Genomic DNA, 22,204 nt, shown 5'->3' on the forward strand with positions numbered 1-22,204 from the left:
TGCGGCGATGGGTGTCGAGGGTCTGGTCGTGAAGGGCGCGGCGACCCGGTACGTCGGAGGCCGCCGCGAGTGGCTGAAGGTGAAGCACAGGGCCTCCCGGGAGTTTTTGATCGGTGGCGTGCTCGGGCCGATCGCCCGGCCCGAGGTGGTGATCGCCGGCCTGTACCGCGGCGACGATCTGGTCATCGTCGGCCGCACTGTTCCACTCAGCCCGGCTCAGTCGGCCGAGCTCGGCGCGGTGCTGACCCCAGCGAAGCCGGGCCATCCATGGCCGGACGAGATCACGTCACAGCGATGGGGCGGGAAGGACTCCAAGAAGCCGTTGACCAAGGTCGAGCCGCTCGTCGTCGCCGAAGTCGCGGCCGATGCCGCCACCCAGGCCGGCCAGGTCCGCCACTCGATGCGGTTCATCCGCTTGCGACCCGACCTCGCTCCCGACGATCTCGACCAGCTCGATTCCTGAGCCACCTACCCGCCGGGACGTGGGGTGGTGTCCTGCCTAGCGCGCCGCCACTCGGCGCCAGCCCTCGCACCCGCGGCCTGGGGAGTGATTCCGTCGGCATCGCTGCTGTGTCCGTGGCGCGTGGCAGGCTGGCAGGCATGTGTGGTCGATACGCCTCGGTGGCCAGCCGCGCCGATCTGCTCGAGCGGTTCGTCGTCGACGAGAGCAACGCCGACGAACTGCGGGGCCAGGACTTCAACGTCACCCCGACCAAGGACAACCCGGTGGTGATCGCCCGCATCCCTGACGACGCCGGCCAGGCTGCGGATCCGGTGCGCGAGCTCCGGGCGTTCCGGTGGGGCTTGCTGCCGGTGTTCGCCAAGGAGATCAAGGATGGCGCGAGGATGATCAACGCCCGCGCGGAGACCGTCCATCAGAAGCCGGCGTACCGCCGCGCCTTCAAGTCCCAGCGCGCGCTGATCCCGGTCGACGCCTTCTACGAGTGGCTCGAAACCGATGAGATCGGCAAGTCGGGTAAGAAGCTCAAGCAGCCCTTCGCGATCAGGCCGTCCGACGGATCGACGACGCTGGCGCTGGCAGGGCTGTACGAGGTCTGGTACGACAAGTCGCTTCCCCGACGACGACCCGAACCGGGTCATCCCCACGTACACGATCGTCACGACCACGGCGACCGACAGCGTGGGCCGGATCCACGACCGGATGCCGATGGCGATCAGGCCCTGATGGGTGGGCCGAGTGGCTCGATTCCCCGTAACCACGACGTCGACCAGCTCCGCGGTCTGATGGCGCCGCCGGTCGACGGCAGTCTCGACATGTACGCCGTCTCGAAGGCCGTGAACAACGTGAAGAACAACGGCCCTGAGCTGCTGGAGCCGCTCCCCTCTGAGGGCTGAGCGCTCGTCTGCGACCTGTCGAACCTGTACCAGCTGGGTAGTTGATCCAGAAGATCTACCGCCAGCTCGGGGTCGATCACGTCGGCACAGCGGGGATCACCACCCAGGACGAGATCTGGCGCATGTCGTCGTTCTAGGCACTGCTGCACCTAGTCCGCGGCTTGCTCGGGGTCCAGGTCCCGCAACAGCTTCCGGGCTGTCCCGAGTGCGTAGAACACGCTCCGGTAGGTCAGGTTGTCAATGTCGGCCCCGCGTAGCCGACCCTCAGCCTTCTGCAGAGCGTCCACGATGCTCCGCAACTGCTGCCGGGTCGTCTCTTCGTCCACTCGATCAGGCTAGTCCGAGCACGAAGGCGGCCGGACACCGCGGCCTCTCCGGCGAGCAGGAGGGTGTCGCCGGGGGCCGGGGCAACGGCGACAGCGTAGGCGCGTTCCTGCCGGTCACGGTAGGCATCTCGGGCGAGATCATGAAGGAACTCATCGGCCGCGACCTGCGGTGGCGCACGCGTTTCCTAAACCGTGGTTCTTCACTCCGATGCCCGAGGCGACAGCGGTGAAGAACCGGCTGCGCGATGCCGCCGAGTGCTCTGATCCCAGTGCGGGAGCTTCGGGCGTTCCGCTGGGGCTTGGCTATGTGGAAGAGGCGCCGCCCGTTTCGTGCCGCGCTCGCGAGCGGGGCATTCCGCCTGTGCCCGCCAGGCTCAAGCATGGCGGGCCGCGCGGGATACCACCCAGTGTTGTTCAGGCGAGCCGATCACCAATCGATCAGCGGCGTCGCCTGCCACGTTGCGGAGTACCCGAGCACGAGACGCGTCTCATCTGCCCGGGGCGATGTGTGCGAAGAAGATGTCAGTTGGTCCGTTCTTCGCTTGTGGGCTTGCCAGGCCGAAGATGGCGGCGAAGCCGGTCCTGAGTCCTGCCAGGCCTTGGTATTCGCCGAACCTGTTCTGCTCGCCAGGCGCCGCGGTACGGAGGTCGGTCGGCCCGGCCACGTGAATCTGCTGCCAGGTCGCGCCGCCGTCCCTGGAAGATGAGAACCACAGGTCAGCTGTTGTCTCTGCATCGCCGACTTGGTCGTTGCGCAGGTCGTACCAGATGACCCCGACCGTGCCGTGCTTGCCGACAGCGATCGCGGGCTCGAACGCGAAGGCGCTGACGCCGGGCAGCGTGATCGTGGTCCAGGTGATGCCACCATCGCTGGACTTCACGATTCCGATCCCGCCGGAGGTTGGGGAGGTGCTGTTCTCGTAGGCGACGTAGACGGTGCCGTCCGGCCCAACCGCCGAACTGGGGTAGCCCGGCTGCGGGAGGATGTCGCCCGTCTCGGGGTCACGAAACTCATCTGCCGGGAGCGGTTTGGACCCGGCCTCGACGGCCGGCAGCCAGGTACGGCCCTCGTCGAGTGAGCGCGCGGCTTGGATGGATGCCAGTTGGGTCTCGCCGTCGCCGCGGGCGAAGATCGCGAGCAGGGTTCCATCCGGCAGGACCTGGATTCGCGGCGCTTGGTCGATCGCGAACGGGCCGGCCTGGTCCACGAGGACGGGCGGCAACCAGGTCACGCCGCGGTCGCGAGTCCGCGAGAACGAGACGGTGTTCGTCCACGGCGGCTCCACCTCCAGGCGGAAGTTGGACCACGTCATGTAGGCATGGCCCGATCTGGTGGGGCTGCCGGTGATCGCCGGCTGCTCGTTACCCGCGAGCTGGGGTGCAACCGTGGCCGGTGGAGCCCATCGGCGTCCGCCGTTGTTCGAGTGGCTAGCGGCGATCGCGACCTCGTCAGGGTCGGTGGACACGAGTCCGGACTGTCCGCCGAAGTACGCCGTGCCGTCGCCGCCGAAGGAGACCCACGGGTCGCTTGCGGTGTCGGCGGTCCCGCCGGTGCAGCGCGTGAGCCCCGGGATGGTAGTGCGGTGCCACGTCTTGCCGCCGTCGAACGAGGAAGCCACGAGATCGTCGCGGGCGTTGTAAATCGGGACGATGTCCTGCTTCCAGGTGGCGATGATGTTGCGTGGGTTCCTCGGGTTCACCGCGATCGCCGGCTCGACCACGAGGCCGGTGATCTTCAGCTCGTCATGGAAGGCGCCGGGGCAGCCCGCCGTGAACGGACTCGGCCCCGAGACGGTCGTCAGGGTCTTGACCGTGTATGGCGCGGCAGTCGGCGCCGGCGGCCCCGTCGCCGTGGCGGTGGTCGCCGCGCTCAGTGAAATGAAGGCAAGGCCGGCGAGGCCGATGACAAGACGTTTCTGCCGCCTCCAGGTGGGTCGCTTAGACGTTGTCACGAGGTGACTCCTGTCTCCTCGGCTGGCGCACCGCGCCAGCGGTGGGTATCGGATGTCAGACAGTCGGCTCGAACGCCGACGACTTCGCTCTCAACAGCGGCCGGGCGCAGGCTGACCTCGGAATCGAGGCAGCTACCGGGCGGTGGCAGCGCGGGCGGCATTCCTCGATACCCCACAGCGCAAAGGTTCATCCGGGTACCCCCACCCGATCCCCAATCCACCCATCGTGCGTCCGCCACTACGCCGAGGCAATGCCCAACGAACCTGCAGCTGCACGGAGCGCACGAGACCTATCGGCGATGCAACAAGAAGGCGTCTTGAGCGTCGTCGCGCGGCGACAGCGGCTGCGCCTTCGCCACATCGAAGCCCTCGAGACACTCCATGGCGTCGAGCTAGCCGCCACCGAGGCCGGCGCGCCGTGGGTCCCGTACGGCTCGCTCACTACCTGGCCCTGGTGTGCTCGCCGCAGTACCAGTCGTCGCCGTGCTGGTTCCAGGCGTTCGTGGTGAGCCACTGCGCGGCCGGCTGAGGGAGGGGAGGAGGGGGTTCGCGAACGGCCAGGTCGTCGCCGAGCATGACGGTGGTGTCGAACAGCCCGCACATGACGATGCGCGCCCGGCGCGGCTGGCACCGCTCGTAGTGCCGCGGCTCGATGACCCGCCCGGGATCATCGGGGTCGAGGGTCAGCCAGATGGTGGCGAGACCATCGCGGTGCAGCTCGAGCTCGCGAGAGGCGGCAGGCCGGTAGCCGCAGGTCGGACATGCTGGCCCTCGCCCAGTCGGTGCAGGCTCACTCGCAGGCCGGGTCGGCTGCGGTGCCTCGACGATCGCGGCCTCAGGCTGGTGTTCGGCCTCGCTCGGGAGCGTCTGCTGTCTGGTGAGCTCCGGGACGTACTTGTAGATCGTCGACCGGCTCACCCCGAGCAGCTTGGCGATCGAGGACACGCTGTTGTCGGCCTGGGTGAGCAGGGTGCGGGCGGACTGGACCTGCTCCGGGGTCATCGCCGGTGGCCGGCCGAGCCGCACACCTCGCCTCCGCGCGGCGGCAAGGCCTTCGGTGTGCCCATCGACGATGAGTTCGCGGACGAGTTGCCAGCGCCCGTTCCCCTTCTCGTAGACCAAGATCTGCCACGATTCGTGCTCGAGCCGCCCGAGGTCGCTCGACTCGACGTCGATGCCAGAGCGATACCAGAGGACCGCGGTGCCGCCATCCAGCCGTACCTCGATGGCCCCGACTAGTGTCCTGCTTCTGAAGTTCGTTGCATAAGTTGATTGTCGGCGGTTTGTCCTGTGACGCGCTGGAGGTAGCGGCTGAGGGAGTCCAGGATTTCGTCGGCGGTCTTCTTCCAGACGAACGGTTTCGGGTCGTCGTTCCAGGATTTCACCCAGGCGCGGATGTCGGCTTCCAGTGCCTGGACGCTCTTGTGGGTTCCGCGGCGGATCTTCTGATCGGTGAGGTGGGCGAACCAGCGTTCGACCTGGTTGAGCCACGACGAGCCGGTCGGGGTGAAGTGCATGTGGAAGCGGGGGTGTTTGGCCAGCCAGGCTTTGATTGCCGGGGTTTTGTGGGTGCCGTAGTTGTCGGCCACGATGTAGACGTCCAGGCCCTCGGGCACGGTCTTGTCGATCGTGGCCAGGAACTTCTTGAACTCGGTCGCACGATGCTGGCGATGCAGTTCGGTGATCACGGTGCCGTCGGCAACGTTGAACGCCGCGAACAGCGAGGTGATCCCGTTGCGCCGGTAGTCGTGTGTGCGCCGCTGCGGCATGCCCGGCATCATCGGCAGTACCGGCTGCGACCGGTCCAGCGCCTGGATCTGCGACTTCTCGTCCACACACAACACCACCGCCCGTTCCGGCGGATTGTGGTAAAGCCCGACGACATCGACGACCCGCTCCACGAACAAAGGATCGGTGGACACCTTGAACCCGTCGACGCGGTGCGGCTTCAGACCGAAATCGCGCCAGATCCGCCCGATCGTCGACCGCGACAGGCCAGTCCGCTTCGCCATCGACGACTGCGACCAATGCGTGGCATCGGCCGGCTTCGACTCCAGCGTCGCCACAATCACGTCCTCGACCTGATCCAGACTCACCGACGACGGCCGGCCCGGCCGATCCTCATCGACCAGCCCATCCAGACGCTCCCGCAGGAACCGGCGCCGCCACTTCCCGACCGTCGCCTCCGAACACCCCAACCTCGCCGCGACCTGCTTGCTCACAGACCCCGGCTCGGCACAGGCAAGAACGATCCGCGACCGCAACGCCAGCACCTGCGACGACTTCGCCCGCCGCGCCCAACGCTCCAACTGCGCACGCTCATCAACACTCAACACCAACTCGGCCTTCGGCCGACCAGTCCTAGGCACACCGCCACCCTAGACTTATATGACGAATTTCAGAAGCAGGACACTAGCTCGTACGAGCGGAAGTCGAGCGAGCCGTCCGCGACCGCATCGAGAAAGTCCTTCCGCGCGAGCCGATCCCCCGCCGGCGGCACCAACGTGCAGTCCTCGGCGTACACCCGCGCCAGGAACGGCAGATCCGCGTCGACCACCGCCTTCATCCGCTGCAGTTCGATCTCTTGAAGGCTCGTCATCGTCGCACGATCCGCACCGGGCGAGCGCAGGCTCAGCGTGTAGCCCGTCACTGTCGACAGCAAGAGTACGGCGAGCACCACGCCGATCCCGATCACCACCACCTCGTCAGTGCGACTGTTGAGCCGTCGGTGGCTGGCGCGGTCGCCTCCGGTCCCTCGTGCGCCCAGACGCGCTAGTGGTCGGGGTTGACGCCGGCGTCGGTGCAGACCGCCCCCGATCGCGGGTCGGAGTGGGCCAGCGGACGGGGGAGTTGTAGCGGCGGCGTGGAGCCATTCGTGGAGCGAACTGCCCGATACGGATGAAGAATACTGGCACCCGAGACAGGTTCCTTGCAACGAATCACGCCTGAAGACGGCAGATGTGACGGTGACCTTCCTCCTCGTAATGAGAAGGTCGTCGGTTCGACTCCGACAGGCGGCTCCACCCAAAACCCCAGGTCATCCCTGAAGGAGCGGGGACGGTCAAGAGGTGTTTGTGACCGTTGTTCTGCTTGTTCGCTGATGGTCTGGGCGCGCCGACATGAGGCGTCGGGGTCAAGGCTCGGGCGTAGCCCGACCGCGGAGCGGCCGGAGGGCCTTGACGATGGCGCCGTTCGGCGCACGCTATGGGCAGCGGAGACAGAGCTTGCGGTGCTCCCTGGGGGTTGTAGGGGTATTGGCTGGGCGCTCGTCATGGCCGGGTGTCCCGGTGAGTGGCAGACGCGGTGTGGGCTGCTGTCATCCCTTCGCCGCGCGGTAGGCGGCATGATGGGGTTCGCAGTGGTGCTGGTCGGTCGGAGTCAATCAGAGGCGCGACCACGCCATGGTTGGGGGTCTTGACCTGGACGACTCGCGACCGGCCAGTTTGGCAAAGCGCGGCTCATGCCGCGCTCGCGTGTTTGTCCGGCTGCTTGTTCAAGGCGCGCACGTGGTGGTCGCGCAGGGCATAGAAGGCGTATTCCAGCTGGCGGAGGGCGGCCGCGACGACACCGATGTTGTGGCCACGGCGGGCAGCGACCTGGTCGCGGAACTGCCCGACCACGGTGGTGCGGGGCAGGATCTGGACCGACTCCACCACCGCCCACCGGACCAGCCGCGAGCCCTGCTTGGTGATCCGGCCGCGATGGACATGGGCGTCAGACTCGTGGTGGGTCGGTGTCAGTCCGGCCCAGCAGGTCAGCTGCTGCGGCCGGGTGAACCGGGTGATGTCGCCGATCTCGGCGACCAGCACCGCGGCCAGGGTGGGGCCGATCCCGGGGATCTGCTGCACCGCGAGATAGCCGGGATGCAGCGCGAGCCGGCCCCGCACCATGCCCGCCGTGTGGTCGATCTCGAAGTCCAGCCCGTCCATGATCCGGCGCAGCGACCCGATCCTGGCCGCATACGGAGCCGCCAGCTCCAGTCGGTCCAATAGCGCGGTGCCGTCGACGCCGAACAGGTCACTCATCCGCACCGGCACCCCGCACTTGGCCAGCACCGCATGAATCTCGGCCTTGCAGTGCGAACGCAGCCCGACCAGCTTCTGGCGGTGCCGGACCAGCTCGCGCAGTTCCCGGGTCGCCGGCGGCGCGATCCACGCTTCGGGCAGCCGGCCCATCCGCAGCAGGTCGGCCAGGTCGGCGGCGTCCCGCTCGTCGTTCTTCACCCGCCGGTACTCAAACGCCTTCACCCCCAGCGGATGCGCCAAGTGCACCCTCGCACCCTGCTCCCGCAGCGCATCCACCGCCCAATACCAGCCATAGGTGGCCTCCAGCACCACCTCCGGGCCATCCCCGGCCCGGGCGATCACCGCCGCCAACGAATCGACATCGTTGACGATCCGGACCCGCTCGAGCACCTCACCCTCGGCCGTCATCCGCACCAGCACCGACCGGCGACGATGCAGATCCATACCCACAAACTGCCGTCCCGCGTAGCCTTCCATCAAGGGGCCTCCCTCGTCGTGAAACGCGAGCAACCCCAGCATCCGCCGGGAACCCACGAGGAGCGGAGGCCCCGCTCCTTCATCGCATCAGAGGCCACTCTCTGAAGCTGCGGGTTTGTCGTTCCCAGCCTCGATCGCCTTCGATGCCCCCATTTCAGGTTCCGCAGCCGCCGAACCGGCTCGGCGGCCCTGTCCGCACCGCGTGGTGGCCTGGACAGCACGGTCGGGGTGGTCTTGGTCGGCGCGACGTTGTAGTCCGGGCCTTCTCCTCATCCGCCAGGGACTCGTCGATCTTGAAGGTCTCCAGCAGCTCCGAACGGCTCCGGTCCTTCGTGGATCCCTACGCGGTACCTGTTCGGGTCGACGCCGGCCGCGGCGCACGCTCCGAACCAAGCCGGACCGACCTGCTGTGACTCCCGCGCATTCGGCGGGCGCAGGCGCCACACCTGCCACGCCATCGCATCCGCGACGCGCGGGCGCAGCGAGCCGACCCGCTACCGCACCCCACGCGATCATGGCGATGACATACACCGCGGTGCTCGGGTGCCGATGAACTGGATCGACAGCCAGCTCCTTCTCTGCACCAAGGGGTGCTGACCAGACCCGGCGCCAGGGCAACGGGGAGTACCGCCGCGGACCACGGCTGGGCGGAGTCGCCGGCCTAGGTCACCAGGTGCGGGTGATGATCAGCCATTCAGCGGCCTCGATCAGTGACAAACTGTCGGCGCGGGCGACGTCGGCCAGCATCTGGGCGGCTTCGGCTGGGGTGACGCGGTGCCGTTCGATCAGGATGCCTTCGGCGATGGCGATCGTCTTGTCGTGGTCGAGGTCCATCGTGCGGACTCACTCCCTGGGCGAGGGCGGTCTGGGTTCCGCAGAGCCTCGTCGTGGGGCGGTGGAGCCCCAGCGGATCCCCGTGTCGTCGGTGGCTAGTCCTGTTCCCGCCGCTGTTCATTGATACGCAGAGCTTCGGCGAGCTGGTCTTCCAAGATGATGATCCGGCAGGCGGCCTCGAGGGCGGTGCCCTGATCAACGAGCTCACGGGCTCGAGCTGCCAGGCGCAGCTGGTAGCGGGAGTAGCGGCGGTGGCCGCCCTCGGAGCGTTGCGGGGTGATGAGTTTCGCCTCGTCCAGGCTCCGCAGGAATCCCGGCGTGGTGCCTAGCATCTCTGCTGCCCGGCCCATCGTGTAGGCGGGGTAGTCCTCATCGTCGAAACTGGCCGGCCCGGTCGGCGGGGTTGAACTCATCGCGGTCTCCGTGTGCAGGTCTGGGGTCATCGAACCTCCATGCCGAAGGGCCCCGGTGCCGAAGCACCGGGGCCCAGGGGTTGTGGATTGTCACCATCTACCGGCCGTGAGGCCGACCTTGCATGTCCGCAGCACGCCACGTGAAGGCTGTCACTGCGGGGATCGCTGAATGCGTAACCGAAGACCACCTTCCCATCCGATGGAACTACGGCACCCGCCCGGCGAAGTACTGGCACTGGCGGGCGATCCGACGGTGTAATCCCTTCCCTTCTCTCTCGAACAACAACTACCTACTGCTACCTCAACTACAAACAGCTACTGCTGGTACGGAACTGCGACTTCAACCGCTGACTACAACTGCGAACTGCAACAGCTACTCCCATCCGTCAAGCCTGGAACCCTTTCCGACCACTGGCTCCAGCGACTCTGACCGGATCCTGGCGTGAAACCCGAGCCCCTTCACCGATCGGCCCGGCGGAGTCCGCCGTCGTACCTACTGCACAATCACACTCTTGGACAGAACGTTAGCTGTCCACGTCAGCTTCGCTGTTCCACTCTGTCAACACGAGGAACATTACACACCTCGCGGGCGAATGTCTAATCCCATCACCACAGATATCGTGAGTGTCGCGGGAGAGGTTCGAGCTGCTGCTAGGAGCCAGGTGGCGTGCCTGTTGTGCGTGAGGTCATGGGGTCGGGATGGTGAGCATGCCGAGGTTGACTGCGCGGCGGGATTGGGTCCGTTTACCGCGGAAGAAGGTGAGGGTGAGGTCGATACCCTCGACTTGGCCCTTCCAGCCTTGGGTTCTCGCGTGATGCCGGCGCTGGAGTAGATCAGTCTCGAGCTCGTCGAGGCGTCGCAGCATCTTCGGGTTGGGGTGGGCATCGGGTAGCCCACCATCGCGTCCGCCTCAGCCTCCGTCGCCTGCTCCCGCCCGACATCGGCCAACCACAACAGCTGGAACCATCGCGGCAGATCATGCGCGTAGCTGCCCCCGTCGCCGGGCTGGCATCACCCAGCGCGAGATCCCGCAGATACCGGCTCACCGCCTCGACCTCGCGGCCGGCCGCATCGACCAGCAGCCACGGCAACGACTCCAGCCCGTCAACTACAACAGCACCACCCGAGGAAGGGCGACACGGCCCTCCATCACCTCACCGTACGAACGAAGCTCCCCAGTAACCACGTCGCAGATCATCACGAAGGCCCTCCCGCGCAACCAACTCGGTAGGGCCGTTAGTGCAGTTAACTGACCGTGTCGCCATCGTTCGCAGCGGCCGGGGGCACGCCTCTGGACGCGCAACCACCACCGCCGTCGGCAACGCTCGAATTTGAGGCCGATCCGTCGCTATGGCCTCATTTTCGAGCGTCGCCGACAACCGCATCAGCTGTCGATGTTCGAAGTCGACTGCACAGATGTCCGAACTCGTCTGCACATCGTTCCCTGAGTACCGCCATGACGGGCCTTTGGTCGCGCACCGAACTCCTATCGGGTCGTGCGCGGGTAGGTCGCCAAGCGGCGGCCGGGGATCGGATCGAGGCTGGTCAAGGTTCGTCGCAGGTGTTCGTGCGGCAGTCTGTAGTGAGGAAGGATGGTGTGGGGACGATGTAGCAGGCAGCAGCAGTCCCGGATGCCTCGTCGATTCCCCCCGATCGGCGAGGCTTCACTTTTGTTCAGGGCCGTGGCTGGTGTCACTCGGCGGTTGGTTTGACGCCGCGGAAAGCATCCTCGAGGTCGGGGTGGATCTCGAAGGCGCGTGTCAGGCCGGTCAGGTCGAACAGCCTCAGCATGTTGAGCAGGGCACAGACCACCACCAGGGACCCGCCCGCCCGGCGGGCACGGGTCTGGGAGCGGACCAGTACGCCGATCGCGCCGCAGTCGATGAAGTCGACCTGGTTCAGATCAACCACAAGGTCTCGGTGGCCGGCGCTCTGGAACTCGTCCGCCAGGTCCCGCAATTCTTCCAGGGTTGCCTCGGTGGCCGTCCCGGCCAACGTGAACACCACTCGGCCGGCGCGCGCCACACTGCTGATCGTCAGACTCACGCCTGCCACCTCCCTCATCACTACGCTCGGGGCGTGACCGGCCCCGAGGCGAACTGAAGAACCGCACGTGCGGTTCCTAGCCCCGTGTTGGGGAGGGGTCGGGGCCGGGAATCGCTGCCGGTGGCAGCCTTACAAGTCTGCCGCCACCCTCACCCGTACCCGCAGGCCTGTTCCTTGAACGCCGCGGAGGCCGATTATCGAACGACCAGGGTTGGGATTGTTCCGCGTCGGGCACGGTTAACCACAGTGAGGGAACGGTCACCGTGAGGGGCGGCGGCCAGGGTGCAGCCTCAGCGCCCGCGCTCCCTCCGGCACGAAGGGCGGGCTGTTCGCGGGGTTGAGGGGCATCGCCGACCGGCCCGCCCGCGGCCTTCCCGCTAACACTCCCCGCGACCACGATGCAGAACCAATCGTGTGATGCGGCGATGCGGATCGACCCTGCTTCCCCGGGCGCCATCCCCGCACCAGCAGGAGTCCGGCGAGTCATCCCTCACTCCGCGCACTGCCCGACCCCGCGGCGACGTCTCAACAGCCACGCCGACCGTGACCGGCTTCGACGTTGCCGGTCACGTGAACGGCTCGGCCACCCGACCGACGCCCGCCAGATCCACCGATCGGTCCAGCGGAGATCAACAGTCAGGAACCGCATCCGTACATCTCACCCCTGCCAGCCATCGGCCTCCTTTCGCGGACATCACCCCGGCCACTGGCTGATCAGCGCCGCCACAGGTGCCACTGATCGCGTCTGCTGCCCTGACAAAGCCCTGACAAACCCGGGTAAACCAACAGTCGACGAGTTCCTGAGTCGCTGGAGCTGGCTGTCGGCCTCTTTTCCTGCTTGGACCTGGCTGTTCTCGGCGTGTCCAGCGCCGGAGCCCATGTACGAACTGCCATCATTCCTGCCGAGCAGATGTCTGATCTGCTGATGATTCTTCATTCCGGGTGAAGTCGAGGAGGCGTGGGTTGGCTCTGGTTGCGGTGCGGGATCTGCGCGAGCACCGGGTGCCGGTGACCGATGAGGACCTGGCCGATTTCGAGGCCGACGTGCTGGCCGGGTTCGTGTTGGCGCGGGCATCGGCTGGGCTGGTGGACAGCACGATCCGAAACGACTCCAACCACCTGGAGCTGATCCGCGACTGGTTCGGTCGTCCGTTGTGGGAGATGCAGCCTGCCGATGCCGACGCATACTTCGGCAAGGTGCTGCGCGACGCCCGACCGTCGACGAGGTCCGGGCGAGCGGCCGCGCTGTCGGTGTACTTCCAGTTCCTCGAGGCCGCATATGCAGCGGACCTCGCCCTGGTCGGCCCACCACGGTCCGGGATGAACTAAGTCCGTGGAGGTCGGGAGGTGCCTGCCGGGCTGGAGTGGCGAGCGTGTCTGTCACGGTGCGGTGAGGGTGTCGGTGAGTGGGTGGATCACACTTAGGGCTGCGGCGGTTTCGGGGTGGAGTCGGTGTCGTTCGGTGATGCTCTCGGGGGAGTAGTAGGCGATCCGTGTCGTCGCCGTGTCGTCCCAGATGAGCAGCTTCAGGGGCAGGTCCAGTGCGGCCAGCGGAGCGGCTGCCATCACCGGCGTTCCGGCGGCTGGGTTGCCGAAGATCACCAGGACCGTGTCACGCAGGTTGAGACCGGCCGCGCGAGCCGCGGCCGCCTGGTCGATGACAGCGAACACCGTTACCCCCTTGGCGTCGAGGATCTGGCGGAATCTCGTGGTCACCTCCGCCACAGTTCCGGCGGCCACCTTGGTGACCACTCCGTCCGGTAACGGTCCCCGTCCAGAGCTGGCGGAATCGGGCATGATTGCGCTCCCTCCTTGACGTCATCCTTCGCATCTTCTCGCACTTCCGGCGTTGTTCTGTACCGTGTGAAGAATGGCGCGAAGCGGGTCGCGCCGGGGGCAGGGGGCCGCCGTGACGAAGTCGGGCGAGCATGGTTGGGACGATAGCGGCGGGTACGCCGTTGCGGCGATCGGCCGGGTCCGGCGGCGCGAGGCGGGCCAGATCCTCAACCGAGACCCCTGGTTCGGGTTCGGGATGCCAAGGCCGGTGCTCGGTGAGCTGGTCGCGCAGCGGCAGGTTCTGGTGCTGCAGCGCGAGGCAGTACGTGAGCGGGTCGCGGCTGGTGCGGATGACGTCGCGCGGGTCCTGGCCGGGGTACACCGGTACGGCGTAGTGGTGGGCGTGGTTGCGTCGGCTGCGGGCTACGAAGACGTGTGTCGCGCCGTCGTGCTTTGCGTCGAGCGCGAGCTGGGTGAGTTCGGTTCGTGTGGGCATCTGCGGCTCACGAGCGTGGTGACCGATTGGGTGACGGCAGGCGTTGTGTGCCTGCCGGCAGCTGCCGTTAAGCCGGACCGCCTAGGAACCTGCTGAATAAAGGTGTGTCGATCTGGGTCTGTTGTGCTGGGTCCGAAACGATGTGGGTATGCAGGGTCGTCGGTTGGATGAGCGTGAACTTCTTGACGCCGAGTTGGTTGCGGGGCATTTGGTCGAGGCGGGGTCGGTGTTTCGCCTGTTGGCCGATCAGCGCCGGGTGCTGTTCCCAACGGGGTTGTTTGAGGATCTGTTTCCGTCTGGTCGTGGCCGGCCGTCGATCCCGGTCGACATCGTCGCCTCGGTGCTGGTGTTGCAGGCCTTGCATGGTCTGAGTGACCGGGAGGCGTTGGCGGCGTTGCGGACGGATCTGCGGTGGAAGGTCGCGACGGGGTTGCCGATCGGGCATGCCGGGTTCGACCCGTCGACGTTGACGTACTGGCGCAAGCGCCTCGCGGCCTCGGACAGCCCGCACCGTATCGCCGATGCGGTCTTGCAGGTTGTCACCGAGACCGGGGTGTTGAAGGGAAAGAACCGGCGGGCGTTGGACTCCACGATCTTGGATGATGCGGTCGCGACGCAGGACACCGTGACGCAACTGGTCGCGATCATCCGCAAGGTCCGCCGCGAGGTCCCCGGCGCCGCAAAGGTCGTCGCCGAGCGGTGCACCGCGCATGACTACGACGACCCAGGGAAGCCTCAGATCGCCTGGGACGACGGCGAAGCCCGCGCGGTGCTGGTCGACGCGCTCGTCCGGGACGCGCTGGCGCTGCTGGAGCGGGTCACGACATTCGAGTTGACCGCGGAGCAGAACGAGACGGTTGCGCTGCTGGCGCTGATCGCGGGTCAGGATGTCGAACCGGCTCAGGGCAGCGACGGCACCGACGGGCGCTGGCAGATCGCCCGCAAGGTTGCCAAGGACCGAGTGATCAGCGTCGTCGACCCCGACGCCCGGCATTCCCACAAGACCGTGCACCGCCGCCAGGACGGCTTCAAAGCGCACCTTGCCATTGAGCCCGCAACCGGGATCGTCACCGCCAGTGAGCTCACCAAGGCCGCAGGACCGAACGCGGCCGATGGCGCGGCGGGGATCCGGCTTCTGGACGCCGACCCGTCCCTCACCCACGACACCCCGATCGATGTCTTGGGTGACAGTGCCTACGGCACCGGCGAGGCGCTGAAAGCGATCACCGATGCCAACCACACCCCGCTGGTGAAGCCCTGGCCGACCAAGCCGGCCGTCCCGGGCGGGTTCGACATCGACGACTTCAACGTCGACGAGAGCGCCGGGACGGCGACCTGCCCGGCAGGTGTCACTCGCAAGATCAACCGCTCCCGGGGTGTCACCTTCGGGGTGGCCTGCCGCGGCTGCCCGCTGCGCGCAGTGCACGACCGCGAAGTCCGGCCGACACCTGACCCTGCATGAGCACGACGCGCTGCAGCGCGAGCACCGGCAACGCGCGAAAGACCCAGCCTGGCAAGCCGACTACCGACAACACCGGCCCATGGTCGAACGGTCCATCGCGTGGCTGGTCGCCGGCGGGAACCGCAAGGTCCGCTACCGCGGCGTCGACAAGAACCACGCCTGGCTGCAGATCCGCACCGCTGCCCTGAACCTACGCCGCCTGCTCAACCTCGGCCTCACCAGAACCGAACGGACCTGGGCCGTGGCATGAACCCCAACCGGCACCGCAACGACCCGGGCACAACCCTCACAGCACCCCGTCGCCGCCCCGACCGACCACCGAAACAACCCACAAACCCGCAGCCGAGGCCGACACCAACACCACCCCGATCCGCGACGACACCACAAGCACCTCTGAAGCCCCCCGCCATCAAGTCTTGTTCAGCAGGCTCCTAGAGGCTCCGCGCAAGCTCCGGAGGGAAAGTTGTCGGCGAAATAAGCGAGCGCCCGGGCGGGTTGCCCGGGCGCTCGCGCGTCGACAAGTTTCGTGGAGGGGCTTCCGATCAGGGAGTGACGTCAGCCAGCTGCGGGGGCCGGCTGAGCGATGCCGCGGCCGGCGCCGCGGGAGTGGAGCCGGTCATCGCCGGCAGGGTGATCCGGTGCGGCTCGGCGAGCTCGCCCATGGTCGCGTCGCCCCGGCTCAGTCGGCTCACGATCGCCAGCCGGGTCGGGTCCGCGAGCGCACCGAACGTCGTCGTCAGTACCCGCAATACGTCACCAAATGGTGAACTGTTCTGTCAAGGGCGGACTTCGAACACCAGGTTGAACGGCGTCTGCGCGACCGTACGGAACCTGGTGAACCCCGCGGCCGTAGTGACGTCCTGGATGCGGGCCGGACCAGCTTGCGTACCCAGTGCCAGGCCGACCGGTTGCGACAGGGATGCCGGTGTACAGAGCAGCGTGGAGAAGCCGTAGTACGCGCGGCCGACCGGATTGAGGTTGTCCTCGACGCGGTCGCCGGCCATCGGCTCGACCAGCATCCAGGTGCCGTCGGATGCCAGCGACTCCCGCACATGCCGGGCCGCGCCGACCGGATCGCCCATGTCGTGCAGGGCGTCGAAGGTCGTCACCAGGTCGTAGCCGGACCCGCTGAAATCGTTGGCCGGCGCGATCTCGAAGGTCACCCGCTCGCCAAGGCCTGCCTCCGCAGCCCGCAGCCGAGCCGTCTCGATCGATTCCTGGTGATAGTCCGAGCCGGCAAAGCTGGACCGGGGGAACGCCTCGGCCATCAGGATCGTGGACGCGCCGTGCCCACAGCCGATGTCGGCCACCGTCGTACCGCGCTCCAGTTTCGCCACCACCCCGTCGAGTGCGGGCAGCCAACTGGTCAGCAGGTTCGCGTTGTACGACGGCCGGAAGAACCGCTCGCAGCCGACATGGACGTCGGAGGTGTGTTCGTGCCAGCCGATCCCGGCGCCGCTGCGGGCGGCCTCGATCGTCTGCGTGGTGTGTTGCACCGTGCCCAGTGCGATCTGGAAGAAGCCCGGCAGGTACGCGGGACTGTTCGGATCGGTCATTGCCACGGTCTGTTCCGGCGGCAGCGTGAAGCGGCCGGTGCCCGCGTCGTACTCGACGAAGCCGCCGGCGGCCTGAGCCTTCAGCCATTCGCGGGTGTAGTGCTCATCCGTGCTGGTACTTTCGGCCAGTTCGCCCGGTGTGAGCGGGCCCAGGTCGGCGAGGGCCTGGTAGTAGCCGAGCCGGTCGCCCATCACGACCAGGGCCGCGTTCAGTGTGGCCCCCACCTCGTCCACTGCCTTGAAGACGAAACCCATCAGTTTGTCGCCGTCGATTGCAACAGTCATTTGCTTACTCCTCCTTGGGTTGTACGGCGAACGTAGGTGGGGCTGCGCGGCCATCGCATCAGGTGGGGCACCTGGTGCAGACTGCGAGACATGCTCATCGGGCGTGAGGCCGAGCGCCGGGTGATCGAGCAGTTGGTCGCGGGGGCGCGGGTCGGGGCCGCCGGGGTACTGCTCGTCACCGGCGAAGCAGGTATCGGCAAAACCGCGCTCCTGGACGAAGCCGTCGTCATGTCCGGTGGACTGCGTGTCCTGCGAGCCCGCGGCACTGAGGCCGAACGCGAACTGCCCTTCGGAGCCCTCCTCCAGCTCTTGCGCCCCGCACTGTCCAGTCTCGACAGCATCCCTGGCCCGCAACAGGCGGCGCTGGCCGCCGCGCTGGCGCTGGTGCCGGACGTCGGCGCCCTCAGGTCTCCGGCGGATCGGTTCGCCGTCGGCGCGGCGACCCTCAGCCTGATCTGCCGATACGCCGAGGAGGCGCCGCTCGCAATGATCGTCGACGACGCACACCTCCTGGATCGTCCGTCCGCGGAGGCCTTGCTGTTCGCGGCCAGGCGCTTGGTGGCGGACCCGATCGTGCTGCTGATCGCCGCGCGGGCGGACGAATCGCATCCGCTCGCCGAGGCGGACCTCCCGGTGCTGCAGCTCGATGGGATTCCGTTGGAGGCCGCGCGGCAGATCGTCAGGAAGTTGCCGAGTGACCTGGTCGAACAGCTGCACCACGCGGTCGCGGGCAACCCGCTGGCGCTGCTGGAGCTCGCGGACGATCCGGACCGGTTGCACCGCCTGGCGCCGGGTGTGCCGCTTCCCGTCTCCGCGTTGCTCGCAGAAGCCTTTACCGCAAGGGTGAACAGGCTGAGTCCGGACGCGCGTACCGCGGTGTTGGTTGCAGCACTCGATGACTGTGGGCTCGGAGCGGTGGCCAGAGCGTGCGAAGAGCTCGGTGCTGAGGTCGTCGCGCTGGAGGAGGCCGAAGCGGCAGGGCTGGTGGCCATCCGCGATGGAGAGGTCCAGTTCCGGCATCCCCTGGTCCGGTCCGCGATCTACACGAGTGCCGATCCGGCAGAGCGTCGTGCTGTGCACCGGGCCTTGGCTGGAGCTGCGCAGGACAAGGACAGACGCGCCTGGCATCTGGCCGAAGCCGCGCTGGGTGCGGACGACGAGGTGGCGGCCGGACTGGTGGTCGCGGCTGAGCATGCGGCTGATCGTGGCGCGCACGCGGTCGCAGCGACCGGCTACGAGCGTGCGGCGCGCCTGACCCAAGGACCGCAAGATCGCGCACTCAGACTGGTCGCGGCAGGCGACGCGGCCTGGTCCGCCGGACTGGCAGAGCGAGCAGGCGCCCTGCTCGACGATGCACTGGCGCTGCAGCCGCCTTTGGCGGTCCGGATCGGTGCGCTGGAGATCCGCGGCGACATCGAGGTCAAGTGTGGATCGCCGCGCCGGGCTCGCGACCTCCTGGTCGCGGCCGCGGCGGACTGCGCGGACCCGGCGGTGGCCACCGGGCTGCTCGCGGACGCGGTCGGAGCCTGCTACCGGCTGTGCGACACGGCGCCCGGACTGGCCCTGGCCCACGACATCGACGGCCTGCTCCCCGCCGTCGTTCGGCCCGGACCGCGCATCATCGGCATGCTGGCCAGTGGTGTCGCCAAGATCCTCGCCGGCGACGGCGGGACGAGTCAGATCCGCGCGGCCGTCGCCTTGGCGCCGTCGGACGAACTGGACCGGGATCGGCGCCGGCAAGTCTGGATGGTGCTCGCCGCGCTGTTCCTCCGGGAGAGCGGTGCTGGCCGTGCGCTGCTGCAGCAGGTGATGCTGGAACGCCGCGAGCAGGTCGCCCTCGGCACGCTGCCCGGGCTGCTGTTCGTGCTGGCGCGCGACGATGCGACGACCGACCGGTGGGCCGACGCGGCGGCGTCGTACGACGAGGGGATCCGGCTGTCGCGCGAGACCGGCCAGACGACGGAGCTGGCGATGAACCTGGCCGGGCTTGCCTGGGTGTCGTCGCATCAAGGGCGCGTCGAGTGCCGGACCCTCGCTGCCGAGTGTCTGCGGATCTGCGCCGATCGGGAGATCCATCTGGGTACGGTGTGGTCGTTGTTCGCGCTCGGCGACCTGGAGTTGGGCCGCGGTGATCCGGCGCGGGCGCTACCGCAGTACGAGCGGCTGGTCGACGTACTGGCCGCGTATGGCATCAAGGACCCGGATCTCTCGCCGGCGCCGGAGCTGGCCGAGGTGTATTTGCGTTTCGGTCGGCCCGAGGACGCGGAGCGGGTTGCGCGGGAGTACGTCGTACTGGCGGAGGCGAAGGGACAGCCGTGGTCGCTTGCACGGTCGGCCAGGGCACTCGGTGTGGTCGGGGACAGCGCGGAGCATTTCGAGCGGGCACTAGGTTGGCATGCCCAGACGCTCGATGTTTTCGAACTGGCTCGGACCCGGCTCGCGTACGGCGCGTGGTTGCGGCGCGCACGGCAGCGAGTCGATGCGCGCACGCACTTACGGCAGGCGGTGGAAGCCTTTGATGCGTTGGGCGCGGCCGGCTGGGCCGACCAGGCCGCGGCGGAGCTGAAAGCGACGGGGGAGACCGCACGGCGCAGAGTGCCGAGCACTGCGGACGAACTGACCCCACAGGAGCGGCAGATCGCGGTGCTGCTCGCCGACGGGCAGAGCATCCGGGAGGCCGCCGCCAGGCTGTTCCTCAGTCCCAAGACCGTCGAGTACCACCTCCGCAAGGTCTACTCGAAGCTCGGCATCCACTCCCGGTCCGAACTGGCCGAGCAGCTGAAGGTTGGGCCGTCCCGAACGTAGGCTGCCCGGCGTGACGCAGTCATTCATCGAGACCAGCGGGATCGCTCGGCATCAGGGTTCACGGACATGGCGGCCGACGGGCCGTTGCGGCACCTGATGCTGTTCACCGGGGTTCCGGTCTGGCTGGTCGCCGGGTACGCCGAGACGCGCGAGCTGCTCGCCCATCCGGACGTGGTGCGGTCGCCGATGGACGGTCCGCACCGGGACACGGTCGAGGACGAGCTGATGAACCGCACCGAGCGGCACATGCTCGGCGCCAACCCTCCGGACCACACCCGGCTGCGTAAGCTGGTCACGGCCGCCTTCACCCGCCGCCGGCAGGGACGCCCAGCGCAGCGGTCGATCAGTACGACCTGGACGTGATGCAGGCGGCGGTGATCGCGGAGTTCGCCGACGACCCTGAGAGGTTCGTCGTCGACGGTTGGATCATCGCGAACTGCTTGCGGCTGCGGATACTGATGTAGCCCTTTCTGGGGGCCAGCTCGATGTCGTCACCGAGCCTGTTGACCTCGTCGACCAACCGGTCGTGAAGCGGGCGCAACGCCGATCGCTTGCCTGAGTAGAGAAGATCGACTGCCTCGGTGGCGTTGGTGGCCGGAGGTTGGAGGGCGTTGCGTGCAACGAGGGCGGTGCGATGCGCTGCCCCGTGGCGCATGCCGTGCTCGGACTTGAGCATGGAGACGATCTCGGTGTGCTTGGTCAGCCCGTTGGAGTTGACGATCTCGACCCAGTCGGACATGGGCTTGCCGTAGTCACGCTCGACGTTTCGTATCTGGGTGGCAATCCCCGCGTCAGCGTCGGCCATGGGTGTGACCTTTCTGCTGGCTCTCAGGCCAGGCGTTGTTCTAGCAGGACCCGCTCGGCGGTGTTGCCGGTCAGTCGGAGCGCTTGCTCGTCGACCACGCGGGACGCCGGCCAACGCACGGATCTGCCGATGAGCGGGTGCCCACCAGGGTCAGCGCAGCACAGGCTTCCTGGGCAAGGGAGCCGAAGGATGCGGTTGGCCGTGCTGCCGATCCGACAACAGGAACAAGACGCCCGAGGCCACTAGGGGCGCAAGCAGCAGCCCCACCAACAACGGCTCGTAGAAGTGGGAGGCAGCGCCCACCGCCGCCAGCAGAAGGGGCACCACACTCACCGTGAGAATCAAGTAACCGGCCGCACGCGGACGGAACAGACCCGCCACGCCAGCCGGTGCACAAATGACCACGACAAGCACCAGCGACAGCGGGCCATGACCGTCCTCCCAATCGTGAGCCGCGCCGTAGTCCACGAGCGACCACACGCCAAAAGCCAAAGGAGCGCACGCCGCGACAGCCAGCACCACCAACGCAGCCCCGGGGCGATACAAGGCCAGCAGGGACAATCCGAGCATGGCCAGCACCAAGACGGCCGTGCCCCCGATCCCCGCCCATCCTCCCGGATCGGTCACCGCGGACCCGCCGACGAACAGGGTCACCAGGCCAACGAACCCAAGCGTGACCGCTAGGGCGCTCCACCGGAGGGCATCCACACCCTCGACCCGAGCCAACAACCTCTGACCGAACTCGTTCATCGTCATCGCCTCTGAATCAAGGCTGGCCGGTGCCCGCGCGAACGGCCAGAAGGCATTGGATCTGCTCCCCAGAGGCATTGGACCTGCTCGTTGGGCCGCTGCAAACGGCTTCGCCCCTGCGACACCTGGGATGCCTGCCAGCGCACGCAACTCGTCGGGGTACTTCCTGGGTGCCGCCATAACTCTCGTCCTCCATGGATGAGAGCGCCTCCATCAGACCCGGGCCGATTCACTCGGCGTGCCGCCGTGGGCGTGGCCGGTCCACCGCTCGGCTGCGGCGACCGCCAAGAACAGCGCCGCCAGCACCAGGAACGGCAGGACCATTACCCCTGTCGAACCGCCGAAGGCAGACCACAGACTCTGTCCGCCAGCACGGTCCATGCTCGCCACGGTTGCCACGAACTGCGCGGCGGCACCGGCCAGCAGAAGCCACCCAGCTTCAGCCGCCCGGTGGGCCCCGAGCAGTCCGCAAGGGACCATTACCGCGAACATCGAGATGCTACCGACCGGGCCCCAGGTGTTGCGGTCAATGACGTGGGCGAGACTGTCCACCATCACCCACCCGGCCACCACGGCTAGCACGAGGGGGAGCACCGTCGAACTCGGGCGGGGCCACACCAGCGCCATGACGCTGAGAGCGACCAAGGGCACGGCCCATGCAGCGGTGAGAACCACGGCTTCCCACCCGCCGGGATCGATGAACGTCTCACCCGCAATGAACAGCCCGACGGCGATACCGAACAGTGCCACCAACGTGACCGCGACGGTTCGAAGAAGACGAGCGAACATGGTGACCTCCTTCATCACTCTGACGGTCGCGCACCACCGGGGGGTGAGGT

The 22,204-nt window shown here is 67.5% G+C and carries 21 protein-coding genes and 2 pseudogenes; 8 read left to right on the forward strand and 15 right to left on the reverse strand.

The genetic code is table 11. The features are described 5' to 3' along the window. The first annotated feature begins 7 nt into the window (after positions 1–7). The 3 genes and pseudogenes from OG558_RS22990 to OG558_RS23000 all read left to right on the forward strand — a co-directional run bounded on the left by OG558_RS22990 (position 8) and on the right by OG558_RS23000 (position 1,186). Positions 8–463, forward strand: coding sequence for a hypothetical protein (locus tag OG558_RS22990; RefSeq protein WP_405064802.1), 456 nt, complete (start codon positions 8–10; stop codon positions 461–463). A 137-nt stretch (positions 464–600) separates the two neighbouring features. Beyond that, positions 601–1,053 (forward strand): annotated as a pseudogene (locus tag OG558_RS22995) (SOS response-associated peptidase); the annotation flags it as partial. Continuing rightward, positions 959–1,186 carry an SOS response-associated peptidase family protein gene (locus tag OG558_RS23000; RefSeq protein WP_405072201.1) on the forward strand — a complete coding sequence of 76 codons (228 nt, stop codon included), beginning with the start codon at positions 959–961 and terminating at the stop codon, positions 1,184–1,186. The pseudogene OG558_RS22995 and the gene OG558_RS23000, both read left to right, overlap by 95 nt. Positions 1,187–1,505: 319 nt before the next feature. Here the strand turns inward: OG558_RS23000 and OG558_RS23005 are convergent, their stop codons facing one another. The 9 genes from OG558_RS23005 to OG558_RS23045 form a co-directional block, all read right to left on the reverse strand. Continuing rightward, positions 1,506–1,682 (reverse strand): hypothetical protein, encoded by a 177-nt coding sequence (locus tag OG558_RS23005; RefSeq protein WP_405064804.1) that lies wholly within the window; start codon positions 1,680–1,682, stop codon positions 1,506–1,508. Positions 1,683–2,170: 488 nt separating this feature from the next. After that, entirely contained in the window at positions 2,171–3,634 is a 1,464-nt protein-coding gene (locus OG558_RS23010) for a hypothetical protein (RefSeq protein WP_405064805.1), read from the reverse strand. Between the two features lie 441 nt (positions 3,635–4,075). After that, on the reverse strand, positions 4,076–4,756 hold the full coding sequence (locus OG558_RS23015; protein ID WP_405064807.1) for a helix-turn-helix domain-containing protein: 681 nt from the start codon (positions 4,754–4,756) through the stop codon (positions 4,076–4,078). Positions 4,757–4,869: 113 nt separating this feature from the next. After that, the gene (locus OG558_RS23020; RefSeq protein ID WP_405064808.1) at positions 4,870–6,003 is read right to left on the reverse strand and encodes an IS630 family transposase; all 1,134 of its coding nucleotides are present in this window, start codon (positions 6,001–6,003) and stop codon (positions 4,870–4,872) included. Between the two features lie 29 nt (positions 6,004–6,032). Further along, entirely contained in the window at positions 6,033–6,329 is a 297-nt protein-coding gene (locus OG558_RS23025) for a nuclear transport factor 2 family protein (RefSeq protein ID WP_405064809.1), read from the reverse strand. A gap of 763 nt (positions 6,330–7,092) precedes the next feature. Then, on the reverse strand, positions 7,093–8,103 hold the full coding sequence (locus OG558_RS23030) for an IS110 family transposase (protein WP_405064810.1): 1,011 nt from the start codon (positions 8,101–8,103) through the stop codon (positions 7,093–7,095). A gap of 699 nt (positions 8,104–8,802) precedes the next feature. Then, on the reverse strand, positions 8,803–8,970 hold the full coding sequence (locus OG558_RS23035) for an ANTAR domain-containing protein (RefSeq protein ID WP_405064811.1): 168 nt from the start codon (positions 8,968–8,970) through the stop codon (positions 8,803–8,805). A 95-nt stretch (positions 8,971–9,065) separates the two neighbouring features. Continuing rightward, on the reverse strand, positions 9,066–9,383 hold the full coding sequence (locus OG558_RS23040; protein ID WP_405064812.1) for a MerR family transcriptional regulator: 318 nt from the start codon (positions 9,381–9,383) through the stop codon (positions 9,066–9,068). Between the two features lie 1,693 nt (positions 9,384–11,076). Next, positions 11,077–11,430 (reverse strand): STAS domain-containing protein, encoded by a 354-nt coding sequence (locus OG558_RS23045; protein WP_405064813.1) that lies wholly within the window; start codon positions 11,428–11,430, stop codon positions 11,077–11,079. A gap of 963 nt (positions 11,431–12,393) precedes the next feature. Here OG558_RS23045 and OG558_RS23050 point away from each other — a divergent pair. Next, complete coding sequence (locus OG558_RS23050) at positions 12,394–12,759, forward strand: hypothetical protein (RefSeq protein ID WP_405064814.1); 366 nt, start codon at positions 12,394–12,396, stop codon at positions 12,757–12,759. A gap of 51 nt (positions 12,760–12,810) precedes the next feature. Here OG558_RS23050 and OG558_RS23055 read toward each other — a convergent pair whose 3' ends face one another. Then, positions 12,811–13,227, reverse strand: coding sequence for a DUF302 domain-containing protein (locus OG558_RS23055; RefSeq protein ID WP_405064815.1), 417 nt, complete (start codon positions 13,225–13,227; stop codon positions 12,811–12,813). Positions 13,228–13,339: 112 nt separating this feature from the next. Between OG558_RS23055 and OG558_RS23060 the strand changes: the two genes are divergently transcribed. Together OG558_RS23060 and OG558_RS23065 are read left to right on the forward strand one after the other, a co-directional pair. Beyond that, positions 13,340–13,798: a hypothetical protein gene (locus tag OG558_RS23060; RefSeq protein ID WP_405064816.1), complete on the forward strand. Its 459-nt coding sequence runs from the start codon at positions 13,340–13,342 to the stop codon at positions 13,796–13,798. Positions 13,799–13,850: 52 nt separating this feature from the next. After that, positions 13,851–15,414, forward strand: a pseudogene (locus tag OG558_RS23065) (IS1182 family transposase). Positions 15,415–15,706: 292 nt separating this feature from the next. Here the strand turns inward: OG558_RS23065 and OG558_RS23070 are convergent. Next, positions 15,707–15,913: a hypothetical protein gene (locus OG558_RS23070; RefSeq protein ID WP_405064817.1), complete on the reverse strand. Its 207-nt coding sequence runs from the start codon at positions 15,911–15,913 to the stop codon at positions 15,707–15,709. Between the two features lie 27 nt (positions 15,914–15,940). Beyond that, positions 15,941–17,005, reverse strand: coding sequence for a class I SAM-dependent methyltransferase (locus OG558_RS23075; RefSeq protein ID WP_405064818.1), 1,065 nt, complete (start codon positions 17,003–17,005; stop codon positions 15,941–15,943). Positions 17,006–17,095: 90 nt separating this feature from the next. On the opposite strand from OG558_RS23075, the gene OG558_RS23080 reads away from it, so the two are divergent. Further along, positions 17,096–19,810, forward strand: coding sequence for an AAA family ATPase (locus tag OG558_RS23080; protein WP_405064819.1), 2,715 nt, complete (start codon positions 17,096–17,098; stop codon positions 19,808–19,810). 66 nt (positions 19,811–19,876) lie between these two features. Next, the gene (locus OG558_RS23085) at positions 19,877–20,173 is read left to right on the forward strand and encodes a hypothetical protein (protein WP_405064820.1); all 297 of its coding nucleotides are present in this window, start codon (positions 19,877–19,879) and stop codon (positions 20,171–20,173) included. On the opposite strand, the gene OG558_RS23090 is transcribed toward OG558_RS23085, so the two are convergent. From OG558_RS23090 to OG558_RS23100, 3 genes are all read right to left on the reverse strand, one after another. Further along, a complete protein-coding gene (locus OG558_RS23090) occupies positions 20,154–20,615 on the reverse strand; it encodes a DUF4287 domain-containing protein (RefSeq protein ID WP_405064821.1) in 462 nt (153 codons plus the stop codon). The genes OG558_RS23085 and OG558_RS23090 overlap by 20 nt on opposite strands. Before the next feature lie 150 nt (positions 20,616–20,765). Beyond that, positions 20,766–21,371: a hypothetical protein gene (locus tag OG558_RS23095; protein ID WP_405064822.1), complete on the reverse strand. Its 606-nt coding sequence runs from the start codon at positions 21,369–21,371 to the stop codon at positions 20,766–20,768. Positions 21,372–21,578: 207 nt separating this feature from the next. After that, positions 21,579–22,154: a hypothetical protein gene (locus OG558_RS23100; protein WP_405064823.1), complete on the reverse strand. Its 576-nt coding sequence runs from the start codon at positions 22,152–22,154 to the stop codon at positions 21,579–21,581. Positions 22,155–22,204: the final 50 nt, after the last annotated feature.

The organism is Kribbella sp. NBC_01510, assembly GCF_045040325.1.
Classification (GTDB): Bacteria; Actinomycetota; Actinomycetes; order Propionibacteriales; family Kribbellaceae; genus Kribbella.

Excerpts from the sequence above, each read along its gene's own strand:
- OG558_RS23080 (WP_405064819.1), top strand. The coding sequence starts at position 17,096 with ATGCTCATCGGGCGTGAGGCCGAGCGCCGGGTGATCGAGCAGTTGGTC.
- OG558_RS23000 (WP_405072201.1), top strand. The coding sequence starts at position 959 with ATGAGATCGGCAAGTCGGGTAAGAAGCTCAAGCAGCCCTTCGCGATCA.
- OG558_RS23040 (WP_405064812.1), bottom strand. The coding sequence starts at position 9,383 with ATGAGTTCAACCCCGCCGACCGGGCCGGCCAGTTTCGACGATGAGGAC.
- OG558_RS23075 (WP_405064818.1), bottom strand. The coding sequence starts at position 17,005 with ATGACTGTTGCAATCGACGGCGACAAACTGATGGGTTTCGTCTTCAAG.
- OG558_RS23085 (WP_405064820.1), top strand. The coding sequence starts at position 19,877 with ATGGCGGCCGACGGGCCGTTGCGGCACCTGATGCTGTTCACCGGGGTT.
- OG558_RS23035 (WP_405064811.1), bottom strand. The coding sequence starts at position 8,970 with ATGGACCTCGACCACGACAAGACGATCGCCATCGCCGAAGGCATCCTG.
- OG558_RS23030 (WP_405064810.1), bottom strand. The coding sequence starts at position 8,103 with ATGGATCTGCATCGTCGCCGGTCGGTGCTGGTGCGGATGACGGCCGAG.
- OG558_RS23095 (WP_405064822.1), bottom strand. The coding sequence starts at position 21,371 with ATGACGATGAACGAGTTCGGTCAGAGGTTGTTGGCTCGGGTCGAGGGT.
- OG558_RS23100 (WP_405064823.1), bottom strand. The coding sequence starts at position 22,154 with ATGTTCGCTCGTCTTCTTCGAACCGTCGCGGTCACGTTGGTGGCACTG.
- OG558_RS22990 (WP_405064802.1), top strand. The coding sequence starts at position 8 with ATGGGTGTCGAGGGTCTGGTCGTGAAGGGCGCGGCGACCCGGTACGTC.
- OG558_RS23055 (WP_405064815.1), bottom strand. The coding sequence starts at position 13,227 with ATGCCCGATTCCGCCAGCTCTGGACGGGGACCGTTACCGGACGGAGTG.
- OG558_RS23090 (WP_405064821.1), bottom strand. The coding sequence starts at position 20,615 with ATGGCCGACGCTGACGCGGGGATTGCCACCCAGATACGAAACGTCGAG.